This is a genomic window from Glycomyces albidus, assembly GCF_009451885.1.
Classification (GTDB): domain Bacteria; phylum Actinomycetota; class Actinomycetes; order Mycobacteriales; family Micromonosporaceae; genus Glycomyces; species Glycomyces albidus.
This window is the reverse complement of record NZ_WIAO01000015.1, coordinates 109695-135787: the sequence shown is the minus strand read 5'-3', so window position 1 is coordinate 135787 and position 26093 is coordinate 109695. Positions and strand designations below refer to the sequence as shown.

The window sequence follows — 26093 nt, the reverse complement described above, 5'->3', positions numbered from 1 at the left end:
TTAGCGTGGGACATGAAGGCCTCCAGGTCGTGAAGCAGTGCATTCAGCAGCTCCACTTCACAACCGGAGGCCTTCACCTGTCAGACGAATCCGCTACAACCACGGAACAACGTCCCTGAACATCACAACTAGGCGGCGCCCGGCGGCGGATCCCGGTGCCCCGGTCGCGGATCGGGCGACCGGGACCGGGATCCGCGCCCGCCTCGTCTGCGGGAGGGCGTCCCGGACCGGTGGCGGGGGCGACGCCCGATGCGCTGGACCGCGATCGGGCCGGCAGCGGCCGCGATGCGCCCGGGTGAAAGCGACCGGATCGCAACGGCCGCGACCCCTTCCGGCGCACCGCAAGGTCGCGGAGCGAGCGCGCTCGACATCCGGACCCTCCCGCATCCGTGCCCTGCACTCCCACATCAGGACCCGTGCACCCCGGATCCGGTCCCTCGACCCTTGATCCGGTCCCCGCCCCCCGGATCCGGTCCCCCCACCTTGGATGCCGAGCGACTGCCGCCGGATCAGAGCGACGGCGCCTTCCGATCCCGAGCGGATCCGGCGGGCGGCGGTACCGTTGGACCCGTGCTGTACGGACGCGACACGGAGACCGCCGCCCTCGCCGACCGCCTCGCCCGCGCCCGGGAGGGCCGCGGGTCGGCGCTGGTGGTGCGGGGCGAGGCCGGGATCGGCAAGTCGAGCCTGGTGGCGGCCGCCGCCGAGGCCGCCGCGGACTTCACCGTCCTTCGCTGCACCGGCGTCGAGACCGAGCACGCCTGGTCCTTCGCGGGCCTCCAGGCGCTGCTGCTGCCGCTGACCGGGCACCTCGAGTCGATCCCCGAGCACCACGCGTGCGTGCTCTCGCGGACCCTGGGCCTCGAAGCGGTCCCCGAGAAGGCCGCCCCGCCCGCCCACCTCCAGTTCACCGTCGGCCTCGCCGCACTGAGCCTCCTGGGTGCGGCCGCGGCCCAGCGGCCCGTCCTGTGCGTCGTCGACGACGCCCACTGGCTCGACCCCGACTCCGCCGACGTGCTCCTCTTTCTCGCCAAACGCCTTGCCGCCGAACCGGTCGCGATGCTGCTGACCGTCCGCGAAGGCTACGCGCCCGACTTCCCCACGCCCGGGCTCGACGAGATGCGCCTGGGGCCCCTGGACGAGGAGGCCGCCGGGGCGCTCCTGTCCGAGCGGTTCTCCGCGCTCCCGTTCGACGCCCGCAGCCGGGTCCTGCACTCCGCCGAGGGCAACCCGCTCGCGCTCCTGGCGCTGCCCGCGGTCGAACCCGACACGCGGCTGGCCGCCGACTGGACCGGCTCGCCCTCCACCACCACCCGCCTCAAGCAGGTCTTCGGCGACCGCATCGAAGGGCTCCCGGAGGCGACCCGCACACTCCTGCTGCTCATCGCCGCGGCCGACACCGCCGACACCGGCCTCGTCCTCGACGCGGCCGCGAAACTCGGCGCGCAGCTCACCGACCTCGCCCCCGCCGAAGCCGACGACCTCGTCCGCTTCCAAGGCGGCCGCTTCACGTTCGGCCACCCGCTCATCCGCTCCGCGGCCTACCAGAACGCGCCCGTGTACCGCCGGCTCGAGGCCCACCGGGTCCTCGCCGAGGTCATGGACCCCGACGACCACCGGCGGCCCTTCCACCTCGCCGCCGCCGCGACCGGCCCCGACGAGGAGATCGCCGCCGCGCTCGAGGCCTCCGCCGAATGCGGCGCCAAGTGCGGCGGCCACGGCTTCGAGTACACGACCTTCGAACGCGCCGCCGAGTTCACCCCCGAAGGGCCCGAACGCGGTCGGCGGCTCCTGCGCGCCGCCGAGGCGGCCGCCGCGGCCGGCAACGGCCCCAAGGCTCGCGAACTGACGTTCCAGATCGGACGGTCCTCGAGCGACCGGGCCGTGCACGCCCGCGCCTGCCTCATCGCCGCCATGGTCGCCACCTGGGACAACGATGTGCGCGACGCGTACCGCCTCTACATGGAGGCCGCCGACCACTACACGGCCGCCCAGCCCGAGGCCGCCGGCTACCCGCTGTTCCGGGCCGTCGAACTCTCCTGGCAGGCAGGGGACTTCTCCCGCGCCGAGGTCGCCGCCGACCACGCCGAACGGCTCGCCATCGACCACTCCCCGTGGGTCCGCGACCTCGCGGTCGCCACCGCCGGGTTCAACCGCTCCTGCACGTACACGGTCACCGATGCGGTCGAGGCCCTGCGGCGGCTCATCGCGATCCACGTCGGATTCGGCGACGCCGTCACCCCCGAGAACCGCGCCATGGTCGCCTGGTGGCAGACCCTCGTCGGCGACATCGAGGCCGCCGAGCAGACCGCCGCCACGACCGTCCGCCTCGCCCGCGAGACCGGGGCCGCCGGGGCCCTGCCGCGCGCGCTGACCCTGAACGCCCTCACCGAGTTCCACCGCGGCCGCTGGAAGGACGCCGAAGCGCTCGCCTGGAGCGCCGTCGAACTCTCGGTCGAGCTCGGCCAGAAGATCGGCCCCGTCAAGTCCCGCGCCTACGTCCTCGCCCCCATCGCGGCCCTCCGCGGCGAGGCCGACCGCGTCCGCGACCTCGTCGAGGCCGCCGCGCTCGACTCCCCCGGCAACCACCTCGTCCCGATCGACATCGCCACGGCACTGCTCGACTTCTCCATGGGCCGCAACGAGGACGCCCTCGACCGGTTCATGGCCCTGCTTGACTCCAGCGCCCCCGGCGACGCGCTCCCGTACGTGCCCGTCGCCGTCGAGGCCGCCGTCCGCGCCGGCGACCCGGACCGCGCCGCATCCGCGTTCGCCTGGTACACCGCATGGGCCGAGGCCTCCGGCCACGACCACTTCGCCGCGCTCGTCGAGCGCTGCCGCGGCCTGCTCGCGAGCGACGCCGACGCCGGCGCCCACTACGAGCGGGCCGCGGAGCTCCACCGCGCCGCCGAACTCGCGAGCCACGGCTTCCCGTTCGAGTCCGCCCGCACCGACCTACTCCTCGGCGAATGGCTCCGCCGGGCCCGCCGCGTCAACGAGGCCAAGAGCCGCCTGCGTTCGGCCGCAGCGGTGTTCGAGCGGCTCGGCGCCGAACCGTGGACCGAACGCGTGCGCCGCGAACTCCGCGCCGCCGGCGACGCCGGACCCGTCGAAGCGGCGCCGGACCTCGCCGGGAAGCTCACTCCCCAAGAGCTGCAGGTGGTCCGCCTCGCCGCGGCCGGACTCAGCAACCGCGAGATCGGCGAGCAGCTCTTCCTCAGCCCCCGCACCGCCGGATACCACCTGTACAAGGCGTATCCGAAGCTCGGCGTCGCGTCGAGGACCGAACTCGCGAAGCTCGGCCTGTAGCGCCGTCCCGGTCGAGCCCGCCGCCGGATTCGCGGTGCCGCGCGGACGCGTGCCCCGCGCCTGCCGCGCCGGGCGGGCCGGTGCCTCAGAGGCCCCGGCGCTTCAGGAAGTCCAGGACGGCGCGGTGCCAGGCGTCCGGCTGCTCCAACATGAGGACGTGTCCGGCCTCGATCCGGACGTGTTCGGCGCCGGGGATGTGCTCGGCGAGATAGCGCTGGTTGGCCGGGTCGAGCAGGAGGTCCTCGGTCGCCTCGATCACGAGCGTCGGGACGGCGATCGACGCGAGGTCGCCGGTGGTGTCGACCGCGCGGACCAGGGCCGCCTGGGCGAGCGCGCCGCCCGGGACGGCCGCCGCGGTCCCCTTCACCATGGCGGCCACCTGCTCCGGGGACAGGGCGTTCACGAAGTCCCGGCTGAACGCCGAACTGAGGACGAAGCGCGCGAAGGCGTCCCGGTCGCCGGCATCGAGGATCGCTTGCCACAGGTCGAGCGCGAGCCGCGCCCGGTTGTCGGCCTCGGCGAGACCGGCCGCGAGGACGAGGCCGGCCACGCGGTCGGGGTGGCGGACGGCCGCGCGCACGGCGACCGCGGTGCCGAGCGAGTAGCCGATGATCGTGAACCGCTCGGTGGCGGCCGCGGCGACCAGGGCGTCCGCGAGGGCGTCGAGCTCCAGCGGCGTGTCGTCGGCCGGGTAGTCGGAGCCGGTGACCCTGTGCGTTTCGGCGAGGAGGGGGACGAGGCTCCCGAAGTTCGCCTCGATGCCGCCGCCCGCGCCGTGCGCGAGGACGATGCCGGGGCCGGAACCGGTGACGCTGGTGGTGAGCGAAATGTTCGTCATGCCGCCGACGTTATGGTCTGACATCAGTGTGAAGGTCAAACGCTTGTGTCGGAGGTCATGGTGCTGATCGGTGAGCTGTCGCGACGGACCGGAGTGAGCGCCCGGCTGCTGCGCTACTACGAGGAGCAGGAACTGCTGCACTCCGAACGCGACGCCAACGGCTACCGCTCGTACACGGAGGACGCCCCGGAGCGGGTCGCGGTGATCCGGGAGCTCCTCGAGGCCGGGCTGCCGACGAAGGCGATCCGCGAACTCATGCCCTGCTCGACCTCGGACGGACTCAAGCACTGCGAGCGTTCGCGCACGGTCCTCAACGTCGGCCTCGACCGGCTCGACGAGCAGATCGCCGAACTCGCCAAGAAGCGCAGCCTCCTTGCGGGCCAAGTGAAGACGGCCTTGAGCCGCCCGTTCGACCCGGATCCGGACCGGGTCTAGCGGTCCGGCCGACACCTGGACCGGTCCGGGTGGCCCGGTCGAGACCCGGACCGGTTCGGGCTGGTTCGCCGAGACCTGGGCTTGGTCGGCGGCCACAGCTCCGGCCTGCCGGGCGAGCGCCGGCCGCGTTCGCGCCGAGCGCCGGCCGATGGCTCATGCGGCCGCGCTCGGACCTGCGGCCCGAAGCCGCTCGAACGACTCGCCCCTCCCGGCCGTGGCCTTGCGCGCCCGGTCTCGGCTAGCAGCTCCCGCCGCCGTCTCCACCGCCGCCGCCGGAGTCGCCTCCACCGCCCCAGCCGCCCCCGGAGTCGCTTCCGCCCCAGCTCCAGCCGCTCGAACTGCTGGAACCGCCGGTGTCGCAGTCGGATCCGCGGGAGCCGGCGCCGCCGGAGTCGCCCGCGTACAGCGGCGTGTACGCCGACCCGCTGTCGGAGTTCGAACTGTTCGCGCCGCTTCGCTTGCGGGACTTGCCGAACTGCTTGTCGTAGGTCCGCCGCGCATTCGCGCTGAGCCGCGACCGCAGCTCGGCCATCTCCGCGCGCTTGCGCCGCGCCTCGGCGCGACGCGCCCTGGCCTTGGGATTCGACAAGGCCATGGCGATGACCAGCGCCGCGACGAGCACGATCGCGCCGATCACCAGGCCGTTGAACTGGGAGCCGCTCATGCCGCGAGTCTAGGGACCCGCGGCCACTGCACCCGGTTCTCCCGGCCGCATCCCCGAAGTCCCGCAGGCCATCAGGGCCGGCGTCGGCCGGCGAGGACGCCCAGGCCGACACGGCAGCGTGTCGGCGAAGTCGATCCACATCAGAATCCGGGCACACCGGAAGCCTGTTCCGCCCTTGGGGTCGGGCCCCCGGATCGCAACTGTGCCCGGCGGGTCCGACACGACCGCGGTGCTCAGCCGCGGCGGGCCCAGGTCCGGGCGGCGGCCCGCTTGGCGTCGTTGATCGTCTCGACCTCGACCACCTCGATGCGGTGGCGTTCGGACACCGATCCCTTCGGGACGATCGCCGTCTTGAAGCCCAGGCGCGCGGCCTCGCTGATGCGCCGGTCGGCGTTCACCGTCCGGCGGACCTGGCCCGTCAGGCTCACCTCGCCGATCGCGACCAGGTCCGCGCTCACCGCGATCTCTTGCTCGGCGCTCACCAGCGCCAGCGCCAGCGCCAGGTCCAAGGCGGGCTCGCGGACCCGGATGCCGCCGATCGTGGTCGCGTACACCTCGCGGTCGAGCAGGCGCATCCCGCCGCGCCGCGTCAGCACTGCCAGCACCATGTTCAACCGGGCCTGGTCGAGCCCGGAGACCGTGTGCCGCGGGATCGCGCCGTCCTTCACCGACTTGCCCAGGAGCGCCTGGACCTCGACCGGCACCGCGCGGCGGCCCTCCATCGTCACCGTCACGCACGTGCCCGGCGTCGGCTCGGTCGGCGCGTCGTCAAGGAACAGGCCGGAGGGGTCGGCGAGCGAGACGATGCCGTCCTCGGTCATCTCGAAGCAGCCGACCTCGTCCGAGGGGCCGAACCGGTTCTTCACCCCGCGCAGCAGCCGCAGCATCGAATGCCGGTCGCCCTCGAAGTGGACGACCGTGTCGACCAGGTGCTCCAGGGCGCGCGGCCCGGCGATGTTGCCGTCCTTCGTGACGTGCCCGACGAGGATCACGGCCATGTTGCGCGCCTTGGCCTCCTGCGTGATCGCCGTGGCCACGGCCTTCACCTGGGTCACGCCGCCGGGGACGCCGTCCGTGTCGGGCGCGATCACCGTCTGGACCGAGTCGAGGACGAGCAGGCCGGGCTTGACGTCCTCGATGTGGCCGAGCACCGCCCCGAGGTCGGTCTCCGCAGCGAGGTACAGCTCCTCGGAGAGGCACCCGGTGCGGTCGGCGCGGCGGCGGACCTGGGCCGCGGACTCCTCGCCGGTGGCGACGAGCGCGCGGCCGTACCCGGCCTCGCCGAACCGGTGTGCGACTTCGAGGAGCAGCGTCGACTTGCCGACGCCGGGCTCGCCGGAGATGAGGGTCACGCCGCCGGGGACGATGCCGCCGCCCATGACGCGGTCGAACTCGCCGATGCCGGTGGGCAGGCTCGCGGCCTGCTCCGAGGAGACGGTGCCGATGCGCATCGCCGGCATCGCGGGCCGTCGCGCGCCGGTCGACGCCGACGCGGGCCCCGCGGCCTGGCGCGGCGGCGCCGCGGTCTCCTCCATGGAGCCCCATTCGCCGCACTCGGGGCACTGGCCGACCCACTTGGGGACGCGGACCCCGCATGCGCCGCACGCGTAGGCGATTCGCTGGCTCTTCGGCATGGCGCCAGCTTACGGGCCGGGACCGACAGGGGCGTTCGAAGCGCCGCCGGTGCCGCCGGACCCGCGCGGCGCCACGGGGAACCGTGGCCGGTGCGGCGCACGGGGCGTCCGCGGTCCGGTCCGGCCGGACCTCGCTCCGTTGGACAAGTGGGCGAAAGCGGTTTGCCGCGCTGTTTAGACTTGCGGCATGAACGCAGCGGAGCCCCGCGACGGCTCACCGGCACTCTCGCTCGAACCGGCCCCGGCGCCGGCCCGGTCGCAGGGCGGCGCGGTCTTCTTCGACCTCGACAAGACGATCATCGCGAAGGCGAGCAGCCTCGCCTTCTCGCGGCCGCTCTATCAGGGCGGCCTGCTCGCGCGCCGCGACGTGCTCAAGGTCGGCTATTCGCACCTGCTGTTCCGCCTCGGCGGCTCGGCGGACGAGGCCCAGATGGCCCGCACCCGCGACGCGGTCGCGAAGCTCTCCGAGGGCTGGCCGGCCGACGAGGTCAAGGCGATCGTCGAAGAGACCCTCGAAGAGCTCATCGCGCCCGCGGTGTACGCGGAGGCGGCGGCGCTCATCGAGGCGCACCGCTCGGCGGGCCGGGCCGTGGTGCTGGTCAGCGCCTCCGGGGAGGAGATGGTCGCGCCGATCGGGCGGATGCTCGGGGCGACGGACGTGATCGCGTCCCGCATGGTCGTCGGCCCGGACGGGCGCTACACCGGCGAGATCGACTTCTACGCCGCCGGCCCGGCGAAGGCCGAGGCGATGAAGGCGTTCGCGGCCGAGCGCGGGATCGACCTGGCCGCGTCGTTCGCGTACTCGGACTCGATCACCGACGAGCCGATGCTGCGCGCCGTCGGCTTCCCGCGGGCCGTCAACCCCGACCGCGGACTGCGGCGCCTCGCCCAGGAGGAGGGGTGGCCGCAGCTGACGTTCCGGCGCCCGGTCGCGCTGCGCCCGCAGCTGTCCCGGCCCAACCGGCTCAAGGTCGCCGCCGCCGGGATCGGTGTTGCGGCAGTTGCCTACGTGGTGTGGCGAGTATGGAGGGACCGGCGCCTCCGGACCGCTTGAGCAGCGCTTTCCGCAGATGGGTAGCCTCAGCGGGATGGAACGCAAACAACCGGCCCGACTGGCCGACGTCGCCCGAGCCGCCGGTGTCTCGGTGGCCACCGCCTCCCGCGTGCTCAACGGCTCCCCGCACCGGGTGAGCGACCAGCTGAGCGAGCGGGTGCGCGAGGCGGCGCGACGGTTGCGGTACGCCCCCAACGTCGGCGCGCAGGTGCTCGCGCGCGCGACGTCCCAGACGGTCGCCCTGCTCCTCCACGACGTCACCGACCCCTATTTCGGGCAGATCGCGGGCGGCGTGCTCGCCGAGGCGGCCCGCCGGAACGTGCGCGTCCTCATCGCCGACACCGGCATCGACCCCGACTCCGAGGTGCAGCACCTCGACTCGCTGCGCGGCTACCGGCCGCGCGCGGTGATCGTCGCCGGTTCGCGGACCACGGACAAGGCCGCCGAGCAGCGGCTGTCCGAGCACCTGTCGGACCTGCTGGAACTGGGCGCGACCGTGGTGTCGGTGGGCCAGCCGGGCCTGCCCGGCCGGGTCGTGCGCCCCGCCAACCGCGAGGGCGCGGCCAGTCTGGCGCGGTTCCTCTCCGAACTGGGCCACCGCCGGTTCGCGGTCGTCGCCGGCCCCGAGCAGCTCCAGGTCGTGCGCGAGCGCCGCGAAGGGTTCCTGTCGGCGGTGCCGGAGGACGCCGAGGTCGTCCACGTCCCCGCCGAGTTCACCCGCGACGGCGGCTACCAGGCCGGACGCCGGCTCCTCGAGGGCGGCCAGCTCCCGACCGCGGTCTTCGTGACCTCCGACGTGCAGGCCACCGGCCTGTGCACGGCGCTCCGCGAAGGCGGTGTGAGCATCCCCGACCAGGTGTCCGTCGCCGGGTTCGACGACATCCCGATCGTGCGCGACCTCACGCCGTCGCTCACGACGGTCGCCCTGCCGCTGCACGACATGGGCGTGCGCGCCCTGGAGGCGGCGCTGGTCGAGGACGAGGACTACCCCGATGAGCTGTCGGTCGACGCCGAGCTCATCGAGCGCGAGTCGACCGCCCGACCGCGGGCCTGAGTCGTGTCGAGCAGGGCGGGGCCGTCCGGCCCCGCCCTTCGGCTTGTCCCGAATGTGGGTTTTCTCAACCTCATGTAACGGAGTGGAAACACCAGTGGGCCGCATTGCCGGCGGCCGCGCGCTAAGCTCATGAATCAGAGCTGTTCTATATGTTGGGACGTCGATCGGTGTCGCCGGGTGAATCCGCTCTCATCGACGAATCGGCAACCGCTTAAACATAGGGAGATTTAGATAGATCTCCAGGTAGTGCGGCTCCAACTGAATAGCCGAACCTGTGACCTGCAAACCGATCATGTGTCAGCGGTGGACCCGTTGGCAGAGCAGGCGTAATCTCGGCGGTGGATCCGGATCGAACCGTGGTGCAGTCCGATTCGGGATCCAACGGAACCGAAAGCCTTTGCGAGCCGGAAGCGTCGTCGTTACCGCCCGGCCACACCGCAGGGGCATATTCAGGGTTGGAACTGGATTAATGGCAGTGCGGCCGTATCCGGCTCCGACTGGAACCAATCCGGAAGGAACACGATCATGGTGCGAGTCACCGTCGAGGCCGAGACGCCCGTGTCGCCGGTCAGTGGCGAAACGCTCTCCAAGTCGGACGCGGAGCGCATCGCGGGTGTCCTCAAAGCACTCGCCGATCCGAACCGCCTGCAACTCATCAGCCTCATCCAGGCCGCCCCCGAGCAGGAGGCCTGCGTCGCCGAGCTGACCGAGCCGCTCGGGCTCTCGCAGCCCACCGTCTCCCACCACCTGCGCATCCTCGCCGAGGCGGGGGTCGTCCAGCGCGACAAGCGCGGGGTGTGGGCCTACTTCCGCCTCGTCCCCGAGACGATGCGGATCGTCGCCGACCTGCTGACGCCGCCGAAGCGGCGCCCGCGGCGCCGGTGAACCCGCGGACGCCGGGGCCGAACCGGAGCCGGAGCCGGAACCGACCGGCACCGGATCGGCCGCGGACGTCCAGCCGCCGGAGCGCGCCCTGAGCCGCGCGCGGGTGCGGCACGACTGAGACCTGCACACCCGGCCGGAACCGCGTGCGGGCAGCCTCAGACCTCCGCGCCCCGCCGGCGGCGCGGTCCACCGGCCTCGAGATCGACGGGGCCCGGATGCGGTGCGGCGCAGCGAGGCTCTCGCCGTGCCGTGGAACGCGGCCGACTGTGAAAACTGAAAAACGCCGTCTCGACTGCGCTTGCGCCAGGTCATACACTCGTCACATGGCAGGCGTACACCGCAGACGAGGGCGCCTCTCGAAAGAGGGCCGCCGCCTCCTCGGAGGCGCGGCGCTGCTCGCCGTCTTCGCGCCGGTCACCGCCTACACGCTCAACGCCGCGATCGCCCACGTCCAGTCCTGCGGGACCGAGGTGGAGCTCCAGGTCGCAGCCGCCCCCGAGATCGCCGCCGTGCTCGATGACTTCATCGCCGCCGGCGGCGGCGCGCCCTCCCGCGGCTCCGACGTGTGCGCCGACATCACCGTCCACGCCGCGGCCGGCAACGCCGTCGGCGACGCCGACGTCTGGATCCCCGAGACCGCCTTGTGGCGCAACCTCCCCGAGTTCGCCGCCGCGGACCAGTGGGAGGTCCTCCAGGAGTCCACCGCCTCCAGCGCCGTCGGCATCGCCCTCCCCGAGGGCGCGGCCGCCGACCAGATCCTCCCCGACGAGACCCGGGTGGCCCTGCAGGACCCGCGCCGGCACGCCGCGAGCCTGATGTGGATCGTCATCTTCGGCGTCGACGAGTACACGGTCGAAGAGGGCGACGCCGAAGGCGACGCGCCGCCCGTCATGTCCGCCCCCGAGGTCGCGGCCCACAACGCCGCCGGCGGCGAGGCCCTCCAGGTCCCGACCGGCGCCGCGCAGGTCGCCCAGTTCGAGTACCCGATGTTCGCGCGCGCCGACCTCGACGAGGACGAGCGCGAAGCCGCACAGAACCTCCTGCGCTCCTACGGCAGCGACCAGTACGGCGAGCTCCTCGCCCAGCACGGCCTCACCCCCGGCGTCCCCCAGCCCGCGCCCTCGTCGACCGAGGTCGTCGCCGCCGCGCTCCGCGCCTGGGACGAGCGGTGAGAGCCCTCTAGGACTCCTTCGCCAGCGACTGGTTCAGCACGTCGTTGAAGACCTGCCACGCCTCCTCGGAGCGGAAGTCCATCACGTCGACCGTCGACCACGCGTGGAACACCCCGTCCTCCGCCGCGGCGAACACGCTCAGCGAGCCGCGCCAGCGACCGAACACCTGCGTGCGCTCGGCCACCCCGATGTCGCCGTTCTGCATCTCCTGGAGCGGCTGGTACGGCAGGGACTCGCGCATCGCCTCGCGGGCCTCCGGCGGGCAGTCCCCGGCGCACTCCTCCCAGCCGACCGTGATCGTCGACTCGCCGTCGTCCGCGGTGCAGACCGCGGCCCGGCCGTCCTCGGTGCACTCGAAGCCCGCGGGGACCCGGAACGCGAAGGGCCAGCCGGAGTACGCCATCGTCTGGGTCCGGGCGCCGTCCTCGAACAGGGTGCCGCCGACGCGCTCCTCGGGGGCGGACTCGTCCCACTGCGGGACCTCGTCGCTCTGCTGGTCCTCGTCGCCGGCGTCGGAGGGCGCCTGGGAGACGTCGCCGACGGCGGCGCTGTCGGGCGGTTCGGCCGTCGAGTCCCCGGGGTCGCCGCCGCTGCCGGACATGAGGATCCACACGCCCACGACGAGCGCGAGGATGACCACGACCGAGCCGACGCCCACGAGGATCGGGACGAGCTGCGAGCGCTTCTTCGGCGGCGCGATGATGACGACCGGCGGCGACCCCGCGTAGTTCGCGGCGCTCGGCGAGGCCGGGGGCGGGGAGGGCGGTCCGGAGGGCGAGGCGGGCGCGGCCGAGCGCTGCGCGGCGGCCATCTGGTGGGCGGCGCGCTGGGCCGCGGCCGCGGGCCCGACCGGGAGCGGCCCGGTGGCCGGGCCGAGGGCCAGCAGGCGGTCCATGATGCGGTCGGCGCCGCGCAGGCGCGGGTCGTGCAGGACCACGACGTACGGCTGCTCGGCCTCGAGGTCGGCGACGAGGATCGGGGCGTCCTCAGGTCCGGCGGTGGCGTACGCCCAGGCGACGGTGTCGGAGAGGAGCCCGCGGCGGGCCGGGTCCTTGGAGGAGGTGGCGCCGAGGGTCAGGATCTGCACGGGCCGGCCGCTCTCGTCCTTGCCCTCGCACAGCTCGTAGGCCCCTTCGACGCGCGCGGTCGCGACGTCGTTGTACGGCCCGACCGTGCGACTCATCGAAGCCCCCTCAACCTGCGATACGCCGAGCGCTATCCGGGCGTGCGAGCCGTAAGAAGCGCGGAATCACCACTAAGTATGGCCCGGCCCCGCACGCCGCGCGACACCTGGCCGAACGCGTCCCGCGGCGGGCGCCCCGGACCTCCGTCGCGCGGCCGGGGAGGGCTCGGTCCGATGACCGAGGCGGGGCCGAACGCGAGCCGGATACGCTGGCCGCGTGACGAACTTCCTCAGCCAGGGCCTGGCACTGGCCGCTGCGACGAGCGAGATCCCCGAGGCCGAGGGCGAGGGCGACCTCGTCCAGTGGGTCATCGGCCTCATCGACAAGCTCGGCGAGGTCGGCGTGGGCCTCGCCCTCATGATCGAGTCCGTGTTCCCCCCGATCCCCTCCGAGCTGATCCTCCCCGTCGCCGGATACCTCGCCTACGAGGGCCAGATGAACTTCTGGCTGGCGATGTTCTTCGCCGCGCTGGGTTCGATGGCCGGGGCGTACATCCTCTACTACGTCGGCTACTTCTTCGGGCGCGAGCGCACCCGGTGGCTGTTCGAGAAGCTGCCCCTGCTGGAGCTCAAGGACTTCGAGCGATCGGAGAAGTTCTTCGCCAGGTGGGGCGGCATCGCCGTCCTGGCCGGGCGCTGCCTTCCCCTGGTACGCAGCGCGATCTCGGTCCCGGCCGGGATCGAGAAGATGCCGTTCTGGAAGTTCACCGGCTACACCCTGGTCGGTTCGGTGATCTGGAACGGGATCTGGATCGGGCTGGGCTTCGGGTTCGGCCCGACGATCTCCCCGATCATCGAGCAGTACTCGGGGCTGCTCAGCAAGATCGTGGTCGTGATCATCGGCGGCCTCTTCGCGTGGTTCGTGATCGCGCGGATCATCAAGCTGATCCGCAACCGGCGGGGCGGCGGCGAGGACCAGAACGGCGGCGCCGGGCACTCGGACACGATGATCCTGCGCCGGGTGCGGTAGCGCGCTTCACTCTTTCCGGTTGCGGCCCTTCACGTTCGCGTGAGGGGCCGTTTCGCGTCCGCGGGACCCGACCCGGGCATATGCGTCATGCTCACATTCTCGGTGCGCAACGTCGCATCTTTTTCGAATTTCTTCGCGTCTGGGCGTAACCGCGCCCCCGCCTCTCCAGTTATTCAGGGTGGCCGCAACACGAAGCGGCCGGGCCGGAGTGTCACCGGCCCACGGACAGCGAGCGCGGTCCCCGATCCGCCGGCGATCCAGTCGGTGCGGTCGCGGCTGGGGGTCGCATGAGCAGGTGCCGCTTCGGCGCGCGCCGCCATCAGCCGCTTGTCGACCACGGACAATCCAGCGATCTAGTGCCGCTCGGCGGCCCGGTCAACGCTGCTTCCCCAGCGACCGGGCCGGATCGGCACGAGGAAAGGCAATGAAGCAGATGAAGATGCGCACTGTGCGTACGGCGGGCCTCGTCGGGGGCCTCGCCACGGGGGCTCTGCTGCTCGCGGGGACGGCCGTTCAGGCCGCCGACAACGTCGAGGAGTCCGCGGGCGACCTCGTCATGGCGACACCGGAGGCCCTCGGGGGGCTCCCGGTCTCATCCGACGCGGTCGGAGGAGTCACCTCCGGGGTCACCGAGAAGGTCCCGGGTCTCGGTGCGGTCGGCTCCGTTCCCGGTCTCAGCCTCCTGGCGCCGCCCGCGGACGCCAAGGTCGACACCAAGGCCGACGCGAAAGCCGACGCCAAGGCGGACGGCAAGGCGGGCGCCAAGGCCGAGGCCAAGGGCGACCGGGACGACGACGAGCCCAAGGGCGACCGGAACGACGCGCCCCGGGGCGGTCAGGACGAGGCGCCCCAGGGCGGTCCGCTCGACGCGCTGCCCGTGGGCGACCTGCTCAGCGGCCTCGGCGGCGGCCTTCCGGTCCCGCTGCCCTTCTAGGGCGAACCCGAACACGGCCAGGGCGCCCGCCGCGCCCCGGTCGACACGGACGGCGGACCGTCCGGCCCAGGACGACGGGCGGAACGGCGAACGCGACATGGTGGTGCACCGCCAGCGCCGCGCGAGCCCGACCGCGGTCGCCCGACCGGACGGCCCGCCGACCGCACAACTCTCCCGGTTTCAATAGCACCCCGTTCACAGGCGAGACCCAGCTCGCCTTCATCGAACGTGCACAAGCCATTGGAGCCACGGAGCTTCACGGGGGACGTGATGGAACAGCAACAACCATTTCCCTGAAAGGTGAACTTCGTGCACAACTCATGGGCTCGCAAGACCGCGCAGACCGGACTCGTCGCCGTCGGGGCGGTCCTCGTCGCCGGCGCCGGCACCGCCCACGCCGACGGCACTGACGCGACCACGCAGGACAACATCGGCGCGGTCTCCGGCAACCAGGTCATCGCCCCGATTCAGGCGCCGATCAACATCTGCGGCATCGCCGCGGCCGTTCTCGGCACCGCGAACGCCGGCTGCGAGGGCGGCGCCGACGCCGAATTCGAAGGCGCCGGCACGCTCACCAGCCAGAACAACACCGGTCTGGGCAACGGCAACCAGGTCTTCGCGCCCGTTCAGGCCCCGGTCGACGTCAGCGGCATCGCCGCCGCAGTCGGCGGGCAGGCCTGGGCCGGCTCCGAGGGCGGCTCGTCGGCCACCGTCGCCGAGTCCGGCCGCGTGACCGAGTCCGGGAACACCACGACCCAGCGCAACATCGGCGCCCTCTCGGGCAACCAGCTCCTGGCCCCGATCCAGGCCCCGATCAACGCCTGCGGCAACGCCGTCGCGGTCGGCGGCGCGGCCGACGCGGGCTGCGAGGGCGGCTCGGAAGCCGACTACAGCGGCGCCGGCCACCTGACCACCCAGGACAACGTGGGCCTCGGCAACGGCAACCAGATCTTCGCGCCGATCCAGGCCCCGATCAACGTGTGCGGCAACGCCATCGCGGTCCTCGGTGTCGCCACCGCGTCGTGCGACGGCGGTTCCGAGGCCGAGATCCCCGGCAACGACCGGCACGAAGGCCACGACAGCCACAAGGAGCTCGCCACCGCCGAAGCCGCGGACATGGACCTCAACGAAGAGGCCCTCCCCGTCCCCGGCCTCGACACCGTCGGCGGCGCCGTCAGCGGCGCCCCGGTGGTCGGCGGCCTCGCGGGCGGCCTGGTCGGCAACACCACCTCCGAAGGTGTTGCGGACACGGCCACCGACGCGGTCGCGAACCTGACCGAGCTGGCCGGCGCGGGCGTCCTCTAGGACCGAGCGAAGGGACCCGCGCCGCCCCAGGCGCGGCCCTGCAGATCGATGCGAATCCGACGACTCGCGCCGCGGCCTCCGGGCCGCGGCGCGGCTCTGCTCCCGGGCCGCGGCGCGGCTCTGCTCCCGGGCCGCGGCGCGGCTCTGCGCCCGGGACGGCCCGCGGTCAGTCCCCGACCTCCTTGAGCCGCGCCGCGAGGGCGTCGTTCATCGAGGTGAAGCCGCCCTCGGTCTCGTTGATGGTCTTCCCCATGAGCGGCACCAGGATCCCGGTGAACCGCTCGCCGTGGGTGAGCATGGTGGTGCCGTCCTGCTGCGGTTCGAGCACGAAGTAGTGCTCGCCGTCGAACAGCCCGCCCGGGCCGAGCTTGCCGAGCCAGCGGATCTGCCGGGCCGGGGAGACCCGCAGGACCCGCGGCCGGAACGTCATCGGCTTCCCGCCGGCCTGCATGAACCGGACCTCGAGGCGCTCGTCCTCGGCGAGGAGTCCCGAGACCGCGGTGATGAACGGGTTCCACTCCCCGTAGGCGGGGAAGTCCGTCAGGACCGCCCACACCTCGTTCGCGCGCGCGTCCAGGTGCACGGTGGTCTCGATCCGGTGCTCCTTGCTCCCGGCCCAGATGGCGTACGCGGTGATGGCGGCGACGATGACCGCCGCGACGACCAGGATGATCACAGTCCAAGACTCCAGAATTGAATGTTGCCGTTGCTGTCGCCGGTGGCGGCGTACTGCGTGCCGTCGACGGTGACGTCCACGAGTTTGGCGACCTCGCCGCCGTCGGGCTCGAAGTAGACCACGTCACCGGTGTCGACGCTGACCGCTTGGGCCGAGTTCCAGGTGTCGAGGCACAGCAGCGACATCCCGTGCGCGGTGTCCACCATCTCGTAGTGGTACTCGTCGTCGGTGCTGCCGTACTCGATCGGGGAGAGCGCCGGCGTCTGCGAGTCCATGTCCCAGAAGTACAGGTAGCCGCTCTCGTCGTAGAGCATCGCGTACGGTGTGCCCCAGTAGTAGACGACGCCGAACGCGGCGGTGACCAGCGTGTCGTCGCCGGCGGTCATGTTCAGGCCCCAGGGCTCGCCGGTGAGGCCGTCGACCACGTCGACCTCCTGGGCGGAGGTGACCGCCGCCAGGTTCGTCGAGACGCCGTCCGCGGAGGCGTAGAAGCGCGGGTAGCCGTACCCGCTCGGGATCGGGTAGCGCGCGACCGTGACCTGCTCCTCGAGGTCGTACAGCTCGAACTCGGACTCGTTGAGGACGCCCAGGGCCGCGTGGCCGTCCACGGAACCGGTTCGCGCGTACTGGATCTCGGCGCCTTCGTCGACCATCTCCGGAAGGCCGGCCCCGGTGAAGTCCGCGGTTTCGGGCGTCCAGACGTAGGGCTCGTCCTCGGAGCCGATCGCGACCACGATCTCCCAGCCGTCGGACGACGTCGCCGGCCACAGCGCCTGCACACCGGTGGCGAGGTCGAACTCGTCGACCAGTTCGCCGGAGTCCAGCGCCCACTGGCGGATCATGCCGTCGTTGCCGCCGGAGAACAGCATCGGGCCGTCGATCGTCTCGGCGGGCGTCAGGGCCATGACCGTGTCGCCGTGGGCGCCTTCGATCACGGACAGGAGCGTGCCCGCCTCCGCCTCCGACCAGTCGGGGATGAACGAGGTCGCCGTCCCGCCGGCGTCGGCGTCGAAGTCGTCGGCGGTCGTGTCGCGGTTGAAGTACCAGGCGAGGGCCGCGACGATGAGCAGGTCGACCGCGATGAACCCCGCGAGCAGGCGGCGTCCGATCTTCTTGCGCCGCAGCCGGTCCGCGTCGGTCTCGGGCGGCTCGGGGGTATCGCCGGACACCGCGAGCGGCGGCGTGTCCGCCAGGGCGGTGCGCGGCGGCAGCGTCTGCTGCGGCGGGGAGCCGGGCGGCGAGACCGTGCGCGGCTCCGGCGGCGTGTGCTGCCCGGGAGGACGGTACTGCGGCTGGGGTTCGGTGCGCTGCGGGAACACCAGTCCCGGAGCGGCCTGCGGCGTCAGCGGGGACGGCGCGGGCCGCGCCGGGGCCGCCGCGGGCGTGAAGGGGCGCTGGAGCGGGAGCGTCGCGGCCTCCGACTGCGTCCACAGCACCGAGCCCTCGGCGACGACCACCTCCGGCTGGTCGAGGACCGTCGGCGCGACACCGAGCTCGCGGTGGAGCATGGTCGCGACCAGCGGCATGCGGCTCGCGCCGCCGACGAGGAACACGCCCGCGCTGTCGGCGAGGTTCAGCCCCGCGGCGCGCACGACCGCGAGCGTGACGCGGATCGTCTGCTCCAGGTGCGGGCGGGCGATCTGCTCCAGCTCGGTCCGCGTCAGGTGCGCCTCGACGTCGAGCAGCGGGATCGCGATGTCGGACTGCTGGTGCCGCGACAGCCGCTCCTTGGCGCCGCGCACCTCCTCCTGGAACTCGCGGAAGAACCGGCGCTCCTCGATCGTGGTCGGGTCGACCAGGCGCTTCCAGCCCTCCCGGTCCCCGTACACGCCGCCGAGGTGCTCGATGAGCGCGGCGTCGATGTCCAGGCCGCCCAAGTCGTTCCGGCCGTCGAGCGCGACCGTCTCGAACCCGGTCTCGGTGCGGCGCACCACGCTCGCGTCGAACGTGCCCGCCCCGAGGTCGTAGACCACGATCGACGACCCGACGGCGGTGCGGTGCTTGAGGGCCTCCGCGTAGTAGGTCGCCGCCGCCACCGGCTCGGGCACCAGCCGCACCCGGCCCAGGCCGGAGCGGGCGGCCGCGTCCTCGACGACCTGCCGCCGGGCCGGACCCCACTCGGCGGGCACGGTGAGCGTGACCTGCGAAGGGACGCCCACGACGCGGCGGCACTCGTCGGCGACCGCGTCGAGGACGGCCGCGATGAGGTCCGGGACCGGGTACTCGCGCGAGCCCAGGAGCGTCGAGGGCCGGTCGATGAGCCGCTTCGGGTTGGGCTCGAACCGCTCCGGGTGCCGCCGGCCCGCGTGGACGGCGTCCCGGCCGACCAGGAGGCCGCCCTCCGAATCCGCGCACACCGCCGAGGGCATCAGCGGCGCGCCGTCGAACAGCAGCGGCCGCACGCTCCCGTCGGCGCGGCGGACCACCGCGATGGTGTGCGAGGTGCCGAAGTCGACGCCGAGCGCAGTTCCTTGGGGGCCGGGGCTCATGACGAGAATCGTAACGAACCGAACGGACGGCGGCCGCCCCTGCGCACCGCCGGCCGCCCGCGGCCGCGGCCGGGGCGCGTCGCGCCGGTCACCCGCGAATCCGCTTGAATTTGTCTGGTCGCCCGTCGTAATGTCTGAGGGGACTGACACCGACCGATAGGACGAGCATGACCGCTCCCGTGTACCTCGACCCGACCAGGCCTGTCGCCGAACGCGTGGAGGCGATCCTCGCCCTCATGACGGACGAGCAGAAGATCGCCTGCCTGAACGGCATCCCCGAGACCGTCCTCGCCGACGGGAACACCCTCCCGGCCCTCACCAACGAGTTCAACGAAGTCCTGCACAGCTCGGGGAAGAAACCCGACGCCACGTTCTTCCCCCAGGCCGTCGGCCTCGGCGCGACCTGGGACACCGAACTCATGGAGGCCGTCGGCGAAGCCGTCGCCCACGAGGTCCGCGCCCGCGACACCGACGTGTACGCCTCGTTCGGCCCCGTCGCCGACATCCGCTCCAACCCCCTCGCCGGCCGCTTCGAAGAGGGCTTCGGCGAAGACCCGCTCCACGTCGGCGCCATGACGACCGCCTACGCCTGGGGCCTGCGCGGACGCCACCCCGTGTACGTCAAGACCTTCACGCAGATGAAGCACTTCCTCGGCTACGACCACGAGTGGCACCGCTCGCAGAGCTCCTCGTCGATGAGCGTCCGGGCCCTCCACGAGTACCAGGCCGTGCCCTACCGGATGCCGGTCGAGGCCGGCGCGGTCATGGGCGCGATGACCGCGTACAACAACGTCAACGGCGTGCCCTCGATCATCTCCCCGATCATGCAGACCCTGCGCGCCGAATGGGCCCAGGACGGCGAGTTCTTCTTCCTCCCCGACGGCTGGGACGGCGTCAACCTGCACACCACCAAGGGCCAGCCGTGGGACTCCTGGCAGGTCGACCCGCGCGGCGACGTGCCCTACCCCGAAGCCCTCGCCGCCGAGCAGGGCCTCGCCATCGACGCCGACGAGATCGGCGTCTACGCCTCCGCGCTCATGCTCCACGCCGGGGTCAGCAACTTCGCCGACGGCTCCGAACTGCCGTTCGTGCCGAACGCGGCCGAGGCCGTCCGACGCGGCACCCTCGGCGTCACCATGTCCCATGTGGACAATGTGGTGCGCGACTGGCTCCGCTTCCTCGTCCGCACCGGCAAACTCGACGGCGACGCCTGCGAGTACAACCTCATCCCCGCCGACCCGCACCCCCAGGACCGGCCCGAGCACATCGCACTCGCCCTCCAGGCCGCCCGCGAGCAGCTCGTACTCCTCAAGCACGACCAGGCCGCACTGCCGATCCCCGACACCGCCCGCATCGCCGTCGTCGGCCCCCTCGCCGACCTCAACCTCCGCGACTTCTACAGCCCCACCGTCCCCGCCGAACGCCGCCCCAGCCCCCTCCAGGCCCTCCGCGAGCGCTTCGCGCACGTCACCCACCACAGCGGCAACGACACCGTCGCCTGGAAGGCCGGCGACCGGTACGTCACCGTCGCCGAAGACGGGACGCTCGCCGCCCGCGCCGACACCGCCGGCGGCACCGAGACCTTCGAGGTCTGGGACTGGGCGCACGAGCAGCACATGTTCCGCCACCACGCCACCGGCAAGTTCGTCCAGGCGAACCTGCTGCAGCAGAACGACGGCCCGGCCACCTTCGAGAACCAGGCCGGCGCCTCCGGCGGCGGCGGGCCGCGCCTCGAAGCCGTCACCACGGCCATGGAGGACGGCGACGCCTGGTTCACCCACCAGAACCTCCACTACCGCCGCGAAGGCGACACGGTCGAGCTCTTCGGCGTCAACCACGTCCCCGCCGAAGCCGACGGCCCCTACCACGTGCGCCTCGCCGAAGACGGCTCACTGCCGCTCGTCAAGGGACCGGCCGAGCCGATCCTCACCGAGACGATCGTCGAGAACGGCCCCGAAACCGCCGCAGCCGTCGCGGCCGACGCGGAATGGGCCGTCGTGTTCGTCGGCAACCACCCGATGGTCAACGCCCGCGAATGCTTCGACCGGCCCGGCCTCGACCTCGCCCCGCGCCAGGCCGACCTCGTCCGCGACGTCGCCGCCGCCAAGCCCGGCCGCACCGTCGTCGTCGTGGTCTCGGCCTACCCCTTGGCCATCGGCGACATCGCCGCCGACCCCAACGTGGCCGCGATCCTCTACACCTCCCACGCCGGGCAGGCCCTCGGCCCCGCGCTGGCCGAGGCCCTGGCCGGCGACTACTCGCCGGCCGGGCGGCTCACCTCGACCTGGCTGGCCGACACGTCCTCGCTCCCGAAGGCGGGCCCGCGCGCCGACGCATACCGCGTCAGCGACGTCGACATGCTCGAATACGACGTCATCAGCGCCGGACTCACCTACCAGTACTCGAAGGCCGAGCCGGTCTTCGGCTTCGGACACGGCCTGAGCTACACCGAGTTCGCATACGGCCCGCTCCAGGCGCCGTCCGAAGCGGACGCCGAGGAGCGGTTCACGGCGGCCGTGGACGTGACCAACACCGGCGACCGCACCTCCGACGAGGTCGTGCTGCTCTTCGCGAGCGCCCTGGACTCGGCCTACGGCGACCGCGTCCCCGCGCGCCGGCTCGCGGGCTTCACCCGCGCCAAGGACATCGCCCCCGGCGAGACCCGCCGTGTCGAGATCGAGGTCGACCCGCAGCACCTGTTCGTGTGGGACGTGGTGAGCGGCCGGCGCATCGTCGAATCCGGCGAGTACACCCTGACCGCCGGCGACGGCCTCGCGACCGGGAAGATCCGCCTCCACGGCGAGACCATCGCGCCGCTCGACCTCGCCGAGGCGGCGAACGTCTGGGAAAAGGCCACGATCGCGCACGCCCTCACCTACTGGGAGGTCTCGAAGCTGAACACCCTGGCGCGCCAGGGCGGCTACCACTCGACGGCGTCCCGCGCCCCCGGCGCCCACGTCGGGTTCACCCGAGTGGACTTGAACGGCGCCAAGCGGATCGAACTGCGCGTCGCGACCACGACCGCCGACTGGGCCGACCTGTCGGACCCGCGGATCGAGGTCCGCTCGGGCGGCGAGACCGGGCCGCTCCTCGGCGAGGTCGAAGTCCCGAAGACCGGCGGGCTCCAGTCGTTCACCGACGTGTCCGCGGACCTCCGCGGCGCCGAGGGGATCGAGGACCTGTACCTGGTCTTCAAGGCGAGCGGGGTCTACATCGACACGATCCGCCTCGCCCGCTGAACGGCCGCGACCAGCGGCTGCACGAAGTTATCCACAAGTAGGTTCTTCGCGTTCGACACTGACTGCCCCTGCCTGTTGTAGTGGATAGCAAAAACGTCATCAGCCGGACCGGCGGGATGGCGGCGACAGATGGGGATTCGCGAACGTCGCCATACCGAGACCGCGCGCGGGAAGCCGCCCGCGCGGCGGTCCCCGCCGGTCCGAACGCTCCGCGCGGAGCATGCGCGGGCGGCCGACCCAGCCCGGGTCGGCCGCCCGCAAACCGACCAGATTCAGCACCACCGGACCCGGCCGCGGCTCAGCCCGTGCTCAGAGCCCGACCGCGGCGCCGCATCCGACCAGTGCTCAGACGTGATACTCGGTCGCGACCGCCCGGCCGCCGGCGGTGTGGAAGACCACGAACTCGCCCTTCTCCAAGGGCCCCACCGGCACCGTGGTGCCGAGGCGGCCGCTGGTGTAGGCGATCATCTCGTCGATGTGCTCGCCGTGGCCGCAGACGACCGCGGGCTTCCCCGACTCGATGATCTCGTCGAGGCGGGCCGTGGCCTTTGCGGGCTTGCTGGTGCCGAGGGTGAACTCGGGCAGGCCCGTCACGGGCACGCCTTCGGCGGCGCAGTACGGCAGGAGCGTCTCGAGGCAGCGGGCGCTCGTGGAGCTGTAGGCGGTGCCTGCGGGGAACGCGGCGAGCAGCACTTCGAGCTGCTGGGCGCGTTCGCGGCCGCGCTGGTTCAAGGGCCGCAGCTCGTCCTGGTCGAACCAGTCCGCTTTGGACATGGCGACGGCGTGGCGGACGAACACGATCGGGACGGTCTCGCGCGCGAGGTCCTGCTTGAAGTCCGCCAGGACCGGCTGGTCGCGTTCGTACGTGAGCCGGTCGGCGACCCGGTCGAGCGGGATCCACTCGAGGTCGTCGACCTCGCGCGGGTCGACGGCCTCGTCGACCGCCTCGTCGGCCGCGGGTGTCGCGCACCAGTAGTCGACGCGCTTGAGCTTGCCCTCCTTGTCGTAGAAGGAGGGCGCGAGCGGGCGGCCGAGCACGGGCCGGATCCCGGTCTCCTCGAAGACCTCCCGCTGGGCGGCCGCGAGCAGGTGCTCGCCGCGCTTGAGCTTGCCCTTCGGGAAGGTCCAGTCGCCGTACTTGGGCCGGTGGATGAGGGCCAGTTCGGGCCCGTCCGCTCCCGGCCGCCAGAGGACGGCGCCGGCGGCGAAGATCTCGGGTTCTATCAACGGTGCTCCTGCATGAGTTGTTCCTGGAGGTCGACGCCGCCCCGCGGGCGGGACCACAGGCCGAGGGGGCCGAGGCGCCAGGTCCGGGTGGCGTCGTCCATGCCGCGGTCGAGCAGCGAGGTCAGCTGCGCGCGGTGTGCGTCGCCGGTGACCCTCACCAGGACCTCGACACGCCGGTCGAGGTTGCGGTGCATGAGGTCCGCGCTGCCCAACCATACTTCCGGGTCGCCGCCGTTCTCGAAGACGTACACCCGCGAGTGTTCGAGGAAGCGCCCGAGGACGCTGCGGACCCGGATGTTCTCCGACAAGCCGGGCACGCCGGGGCGCAGCGCGCAGATGCCGCGCAGGAACAGGTCGACCTTGACGCCGGCCTGGGAGGCCCGGTAGAGCGCGTCGATGATGCCTTCGTCGGTGAGCGAGTTGCACTTGAACCGCAGCCGCGCCGGCAGGCCCGCCTTGTGGTTCTCGATCTCGCGCTCGATCCGCTCGATCAGGCCCGGCCGCAGCGAGTGCGGGGCGACCAGGAGCCGGTGGTAGTCCTCGTCGCGGGAGTAGCCGGTGAGGTGGTTGAACACGGCGTTGACGTCCTCGCCGACCTCGGGGTCGGTGGTGAGGAGCCCGAAGTCCTCGTAGAGGCGGGCCGTGGTCGGGTGGTAGTTGCCGGTGCCGACGTGCGTGTAGCGCAGCAGGGTCCCGTCGGATTCCTGGCGGACGACGAGGGACAGCTTGCAGTGGGTCTTGAGGCCGACGATCCCGTACATGACGTGGCAGCCGGCCTGCTCGAGCTTCTGCGCCCAGTCGATGTTGGCCTGCTCGTCGAAGCGGGCCTTGATCTCGACGACCACGACGACCTGCTTGCCGGCGTCGGCGGCGTTGATGAGGGCGTCGACGATGGGGGACTTGCCGGAGGTGCGGTAGAGGGTCTGCTTGATGGCGAGGACCTTCGGGTCCGCGGCGGCCTCCTCTATGAGCCGCTCGACCGATGCGGTGAACGAGTCGTAGGGGTGGTGGACGAGGACGTCGCGTTCGCGCATGACCGCGAACAGGTCGGACTCGGGCGGCAGGACCTTCTCGGAGGGCCGGAACCGCGGGTACTTCAGGTCGGCGCGGTCGATGTTCGCGATCGCGTCGAGCCCGGCGAGGTCGAGCGGGCCGGGGAGCCGGTAGACGACCTCGTCGTCGACGCCGAGTTCGGCGACGAGGCGGTCGAGGACGCGCGGGTCGATGCTGTCCTCGACCTCGAGGCGCACGACGGGCCCGAAGCGGCGGCGCAGCAGCTCGCGTTCGAGGGTCTGGAGGAGGTTCTCGGTGATGTCCTCGTCGATCTCGAGGTCCTGGTTGCGGGTGACGCGGAACGTGTGGTGGCCGAGGACGTCCATGCCGGGGAAGAGCTGCGCGAGGTTCGCGGCGATGACGTCTTCGAGGGGCGCGAACCGGTCGGGGGCGACGGCGATGAACCGCGGCAGCAGCGGCGGGACCTTGACGCGCGCGAACCGGGTGGTGCCGTTGCGGGGGTCGCGGACCTGGACGGCGAGGTTGAGGGACTTCCCGGAGATGTAGGGGAAGGGGTGGGCGGGGTCGACGACGAGGGGGGTGAGGACGGGGTAGACGCGGGTGCGGAACAGCTCCTGCATGCGGGCGCGCTCGACGTCCTCGAGGTCGGCCCAGCGGACGATCGCGATGTCCTCCTTGGCCAGGAGCGGGGCGATCTCGTCGCGGAAGTACCCGGCGTGCTCAAGGCTGAGCTGGTGCGCGAGCCCGGCGATGCGGCCGAGGACGGCGTGCGGGGATCGGCCCGAGGAGGTGCGCACGGGCAGGCCGGTGGCGAGGCGGCGCATGAGGCCGGCGACGCGGACCATGAAGAACTCGTCGAGGTTGTTCGAGAAGATCGAGAGGAACCGGACCCGTTCGAGCAGGGGCAGCTCGGGCGATTGCGCGAGGCGCAGGACGCGCCCGTTGAACCGCAGCCAGCTCTCCTCGCGGTCGAGGTACCGGTCGGGTGGCAAACCGGCGTCGACGAGGGGAACAGGGTCACTATTCGTCATACATCACAAGGTTAACGAAGAAAGTGAACCCGAGGTGAACGCGCTTTGAAATCCGCTCATGATCACGGGATCACAGTGCGTGACCATAATGGATCTCCGGGCCCGGGGGCGCGCCCTCTGCCCTCGGCGTCGCCCGTGTCCCGGGCTGGGACCGGGCCGCGTGAAGGTGTCCGCCAGATGACCGGGCCCGGCGCATGTTCCGCCCGGGGCGGGGTATTCCGCGGGCCGCAGTCCACCGGGAAGCGAAGGGGGAGCCATGTCCGACCGGATCATGACGTACGACGCCACTGACCAGGAGACCTTCGGGTTCGTCGACGACGAGGAGGAGAACGAGGAGCCGCTCGAGGACGCGATCCTCGACGCGCGGGACTACCGGGAGGCCGACCGCTTCGGCATGACTCCGGAGGAGGAGCGCCGCGGCGCGCCGCTCCAGGATCAGCTTGACGCCGAGATCCCCGATACCGGATTCGCTGAGGACGGCGACCCGCGCACGCCGCGCCCGGGCGACCCGATCCCGGACGAGCCCGACCCGAACGATCCCCTCGAGCCGACGGAACCGGATCCGAACCGCCCCCTCCCGGACGAGCCGGCCCCGCCGCAGCCCTGGTGACGGCCGGGCATACGGCCGGGGCGACCGAGGAGTCCGGGCATCGATGAGGGGGGCGCACCGCCGGTGCGGCTCCCCTCATCGGCCTTCACTGCGGGGAGGTCCCGAATGCACGCATACGAGCCGGGAGCACGAAAGAACCCCCAGGCGAACCTGGGGGTTTTCACTGCGGTCCCGACGGGATTTGAACCCGCGACCTCCGCCTTGACAGGGCGAATGGAGCCGCGAGCCAACTGGGATCTTCTGACATCAACGCTCGTCTACCAGCGGATATGCGGGCGGAGGTTGTCCGCCAAGGTCCGCCGAGGTTCACTGGCATTGGCCCCCCAATTGGCCCCCCCTGGCCCCCTGCGGGCACCGTCTATATGGGAGT

Annotated in this window: 19 protein-coding genes; 11 read left to right on the top strand and 8 right to left on the bottom strand. The window is 72.2% G+C overall.

The annotated features are described in order from the left end of the window. The first annotated feature begins 570 nt into the window (after positions 1-570). On the top strand, positions 571-3309 hold the full coding sequence (locus GFD30_RS14015) for an AAA family ATPase (protein ID WP_194201969.1): 2739 nt from the start codon (positions 571-573) through the stop codon (positions 3307-3309). Between the two features lie 85 nt (positions 3310-3394). Here the strand turns inward: GFD30_RS14015 and GFD30_RS14010 are convergent, their stop codons facing one another. After that, a complete protein-coding gene (locus GFD30_RS14010) occupies positions 3395-4147 on the bottom strand; it encodes an alpha/beta fold hydrolase (RefSeq protein ID WP_153025816.1) in 753 nt (250 codons plus the stop codon). Positions 4148-4204: 57 nt separating this feature from the next. On the opposite strand from GFD30_RS14010, the gene GFD30_RS14005 reads away from it, so the two are divergent. Further along, positions 4205-4582 (top strand): MerR family transcriptional regulator, encoded by a 378-nt coding sequence (locus GFD30_RS14005; RefSeq protein ID WP_153025815.1) that lies wholly within the window; start codon positions 4205-4207, stop codon positions 4580-4582. 238 nt (positions 4583-4820) lie between these two features. On the opposite strand, the gene GFD30_RS14000 is transcribed toward GFD30_RS14005, so the two are convergent. Continuing rightward, positions 4821-5246, bottom strand: a complete 426-nt coding sequence (locus GFD30_RS14000; RefSeq protein WP_153025814.1) for a hypothetical protein — start codon at positions 5244-5246, stop codon at positions 4821-4823. A gap of 233 nt (positions 5247-5479) precedes the next feature. Further along, the gene (gene radA / locus GFD30_RS13995) at positions 5480-6880 is read right to left on the bottom strand and encodes a DNA repair protein RadA (RefSeq protein ID WP_153025813.1); all 1401 of its coding nucleotides are present in this window, start codon (positions 6878-6880) and stop codon (positions 5480-5482) included. 187 nt (positions 6881-7067) lie between these two features. Here radA and GFD30_RS13990 point away from each other — a divergent pair, with 187 nt between their 5' ends. The 4 genes from GFD30_RS13990 to GFD30_RS13975 all read left to right on the top strand — a co-directional run bounded on the left by GFD30_RS13990 (position 7068) and on the right by GFD30_RS13975 (position 11045). Continuing rightward, entirely contained in the window at positions 7068-7934 is an 867-nt protein-coding gene (locus tag GFD30_RS13990) for an HAD family hydrolase (RefSeq protein ID WP_153025812.1), read from the top strand. Between the two features lie 34 nt (positions 7935-7968). Then, complete coding sequence (locus GFD30_RS13985; RefSeq protein ID WP_153025811.1) at positions 7969-8988, top strand: LacI family DNA-binding transcriptional regulator; 1020 nt, start codon at positions 7969-7971, stop codon at positions 8986-8988. Positions 8989-9513: 525 nt separating this feature from the next. Further along, positions 9514-9873, top strand: a complete 360-nt coding sequence (locus GFD30_RS13980) for an ArsR/SmtB family transcription factor (protein ID WP_091033022.1) — start codon at positions 9514-9516, stop codon at positions 9871-9873. 323 nt (positions 9874-10196) lie between these two features. Next, the gene (locus GFD30_RS13975; RefSeq protein ID WP_153025810.1) at positions 10197-11045 is read left to right on the top strand and encodes a hypothetical protein; all 849 of its coding nucleotides are present in this window, start codon (positions 10197-10199) and stop codon (positions 11043-11045) included. 7 nt (positions 11046-11052) lie between these two features. Here the strand turns inward: GFD30_RS13975 and GFD30_RS13970 are convergent, their stop codons facing one another. Next, positions 11053-12228 carry a flagellar basal body-associated FliL family protein gene (locus GFD30_RS13970; protein WP_153025809.1) on the bottom strand — a complete coding sequence of 392 codons (1176 nt, stop codon included), beginning with the start codon at positions 12226-12228 and terminating at the stop codon, positions 11053-11055. A 217-nt stretch (positions 12229-12445) separates the two neighbouring features. On the opposite strand from GFD30_RS13970, the gene GFD30_RS13965 reads away from it, so the two are divergent. The 3 genes from GFD30_RS13965 to GFD30_RS13955 all read left to right on the top strand — a co-directional run bounded on the left by GFD30_RS13965 (position 12446) and on the right by GFD30_RS13955 (position 15437). After that, on the top strand, positions 12446-13198 hold the full coding sequence (locus GFD30_RS13965) for a DedA family protein (protein WP_322633236.1): 753 nt from the start codon (positions 12446-12448) through the stop codon (positions 13196-13198). Positions 13199-13622: 424 nt separating this feature from the next. Continuing rightward, positions 13623-14132, top strand: coding sequence for a hypothetical protein (locus GFD30_RS13960; protein ID WP_153025808.1), 510 nt, complete (start codon positions 13623-13625; stop codon positions 14130-14132). Between the two features lie 309 nt (positions 14133-14441). Then, on the top strand, positions 14442-15437 hold the full coding sequence (locus GFD30_RS13955) for a chaplin family protein (RefSeq protein ID WP_153025807.1): 996 nt from the start codon (positions 14442-14444) through the stop codon (positions 15435-15437). A 166-nt stretch (positions 15438-15603) separates the two neighbouring features. Here the strand turns inward: GFD30_RS13955 and GFD30_RS13950 are convergent, their stop codons facing one another. Together GFD30_RS13950 and GFD30_RS27005 are read right to left on the bottom strand one after the other, a co-directional pair. Then, positions 15604-16113, bottom strand: a complete 510-nt coding sequence (locus GFD30_RS13950) for an SRPBCC domain-containing protein (protein ID WP_322633235.1) — start codon at positions 16111-16113, stop codon at positions 15604-15606. Then, positions 16110-18602 carry an Hsp70 family protein gene (locus GFD30_RS27005; RefSeq protein ID WP_227996262.1) on the bottom strand — a complete coding sequence of 831 codons (2493 nt, stop codon included), beginning with the start codon at positions 18600-18602 and terminating at the stop codon, positions 16110-16112. The genes GFD30_RS13950 and GFD30_RS27005 overlap by 4 nt, the downstream gene beginning before the upstream one ends. A gap of 167 nt (positions 18603-18769) precedes the next feature. Between GFD30_RS27005 and GFD30_RS13940 the strand changes: the two genes are divergently transcribed. Next, on the top strand, positions 18770-21841 hold the full coding sequence (locus tag GFD30_RS13940) for a glycoside hydrolase family 3 C-terminal domain-containing protein (protein WP_153025806.1): 3072 nt from the start codon (positions 18770-18772) through the stop codon (positions 21839-21841). Positions 21842-22186: 345 nt separating this feature from the next. Here GFD30_RS13940 and GFD30_RS13935 read toward each other — a convergent pair whose 3' ends face one another. Both GFD30_RS13935 and GFD30_RS13930 read right to left on the bottom strand, forming a co-directional pair. Beyond that, positions 22187-23068: an NUDIX hydrolase gene (locus GFD30_RS13935; RefSeq protein ID WP_194201968.1), complete on the bottom strand. Its 882-nt coding sequence runs from the start codon at positions 23066-23068 to the stop codon at positions 22187-22189. After that, the gene (locus tag GFD30_RS13930) at positions 23065-25113 is read right to left on the bottom strand and encodes an RNA degradosome polyphosphate kinase (protein ID WP_153025804.1); all 2049 of its coding nucleotides are present in this window, start codon (positions 25111-25113) and stop codon (positions 23065-23067) included. Before GFD30_RS13930 ends, GFD30_RS13935 begins: the two co-directional genes overlap by 4 nt. A 256-nt stretch (positions 25114-25369) precedes the next feature. Here GFD30_RS13930 and GFD30_RS13925 point away from each other — a divergent pair, with 256 nt between their 5' ends. Then, on the top strand, positions 25370-25723 hold the full coding sequence (locus GFD30_RS13925) for a hypothetical protein (protein ID WP_153025803.1): 354 nt from the start codon (positions 25370-25372) through the stop codon (positions 25721-25723). Positions 25724-26093 lie beyond the last annotated feature (370 nt).

Coding starts and splice junctions, on each gene's coding strand:
- GFD30_RS14010 (WP_153025816.1), bottom strand. CDS start 4,147: ATGACGAACATTTCGCTCACCACCAGCGTCACCGGTTCCGGCCCCGGC.
- GFD30_RS14005 (WP_153025815.1), top strand. CDS start 4,205: ATGGTGCTGATCGGTGAGCTGTCGCGACGGACCGGAGTGAGCGCCCGG.
- GFD30_RS14000 (WP_153025814.1), bottom strand. CDS start 5,246: ATGAGCGGCTCCCAGTTCAACGGCCTGGTGATCGGCGCGATCGTGCTC.
- radA (WP_153025813.1), bottom strand. CDS start 6,880: ATGCCGAAGAGCCAGCGAATCGCCTACGCGTGCGGCGCATGCGGGGTC.
- GFD30_RS13990 (WP_153025812.1), top strand. CDS start 7,068: ATGAACGCAGCGGAGCCCCGCGACGGCTCACCGGCACTCTCGCTCGAA.
- GFD30_RS13985 (WP_153025811.1), top strand. CDS start 7,969: ATGGAACGCAAACAACCGGCCCGACTGGCCGACGTCGCCCGAGCCGCC.
- GFD30_RS13980 (WP_091033022.1), top strand. CDS start 9,514: ATGGTGCGAGTCACCGTCGAGGCCGAGACGCCCGTGTCGCCGGTCAGT.
- GFD30_RS13975 (WP_153025810.1), top strand. CDS start 10,197: ATGGCAGGCGTACACCGCAGACGAGGGCGCCTCTCGAAAGAGGGCCGC.
- GFD30_RS13970 (WP_153025809.1), bottom strand. CDS start 12,228: ATGAGTCGCACGGTCGGGCCGTACAACGACGTCGCGACCGCGCGCGTC.
- GFD30_RS13960 (WP_153025808.1), top strand. CDS start 13,623: ATGAAGCAGATGAAGATGCGCACTGTGCGTACGGCGGGCCTCGTCGGG.
- GFD30_RS27005 (WP_227996262.1), bottom strand. CDS start 18,602: ATGAGCCCCGGCCCCCAAGGAACTGCGCTCGGCGTCGACTTCGGCACC.
- GFD30_RS13940 (WP_153025806.1), top strand. CDS start 18,770: ATGACCGCTCCCGTGTACCTCGACCCGACCAGGCCTGTCGCCGAACGC.
- GFD30_RS13930 (WP_153025804.1), bottom strand. CDS start 25,113: ATGACGAATAGTGACCCTGTTCCCCTCGTCGACGCCGGTTTGCCACCC.
- GFD30_RS13925 (WP_153025803.1), top strand. CDS start 25,370: ATGTCCGACCGGATCATGACGTACGACGCCACTGACCAGGAGACCTTC.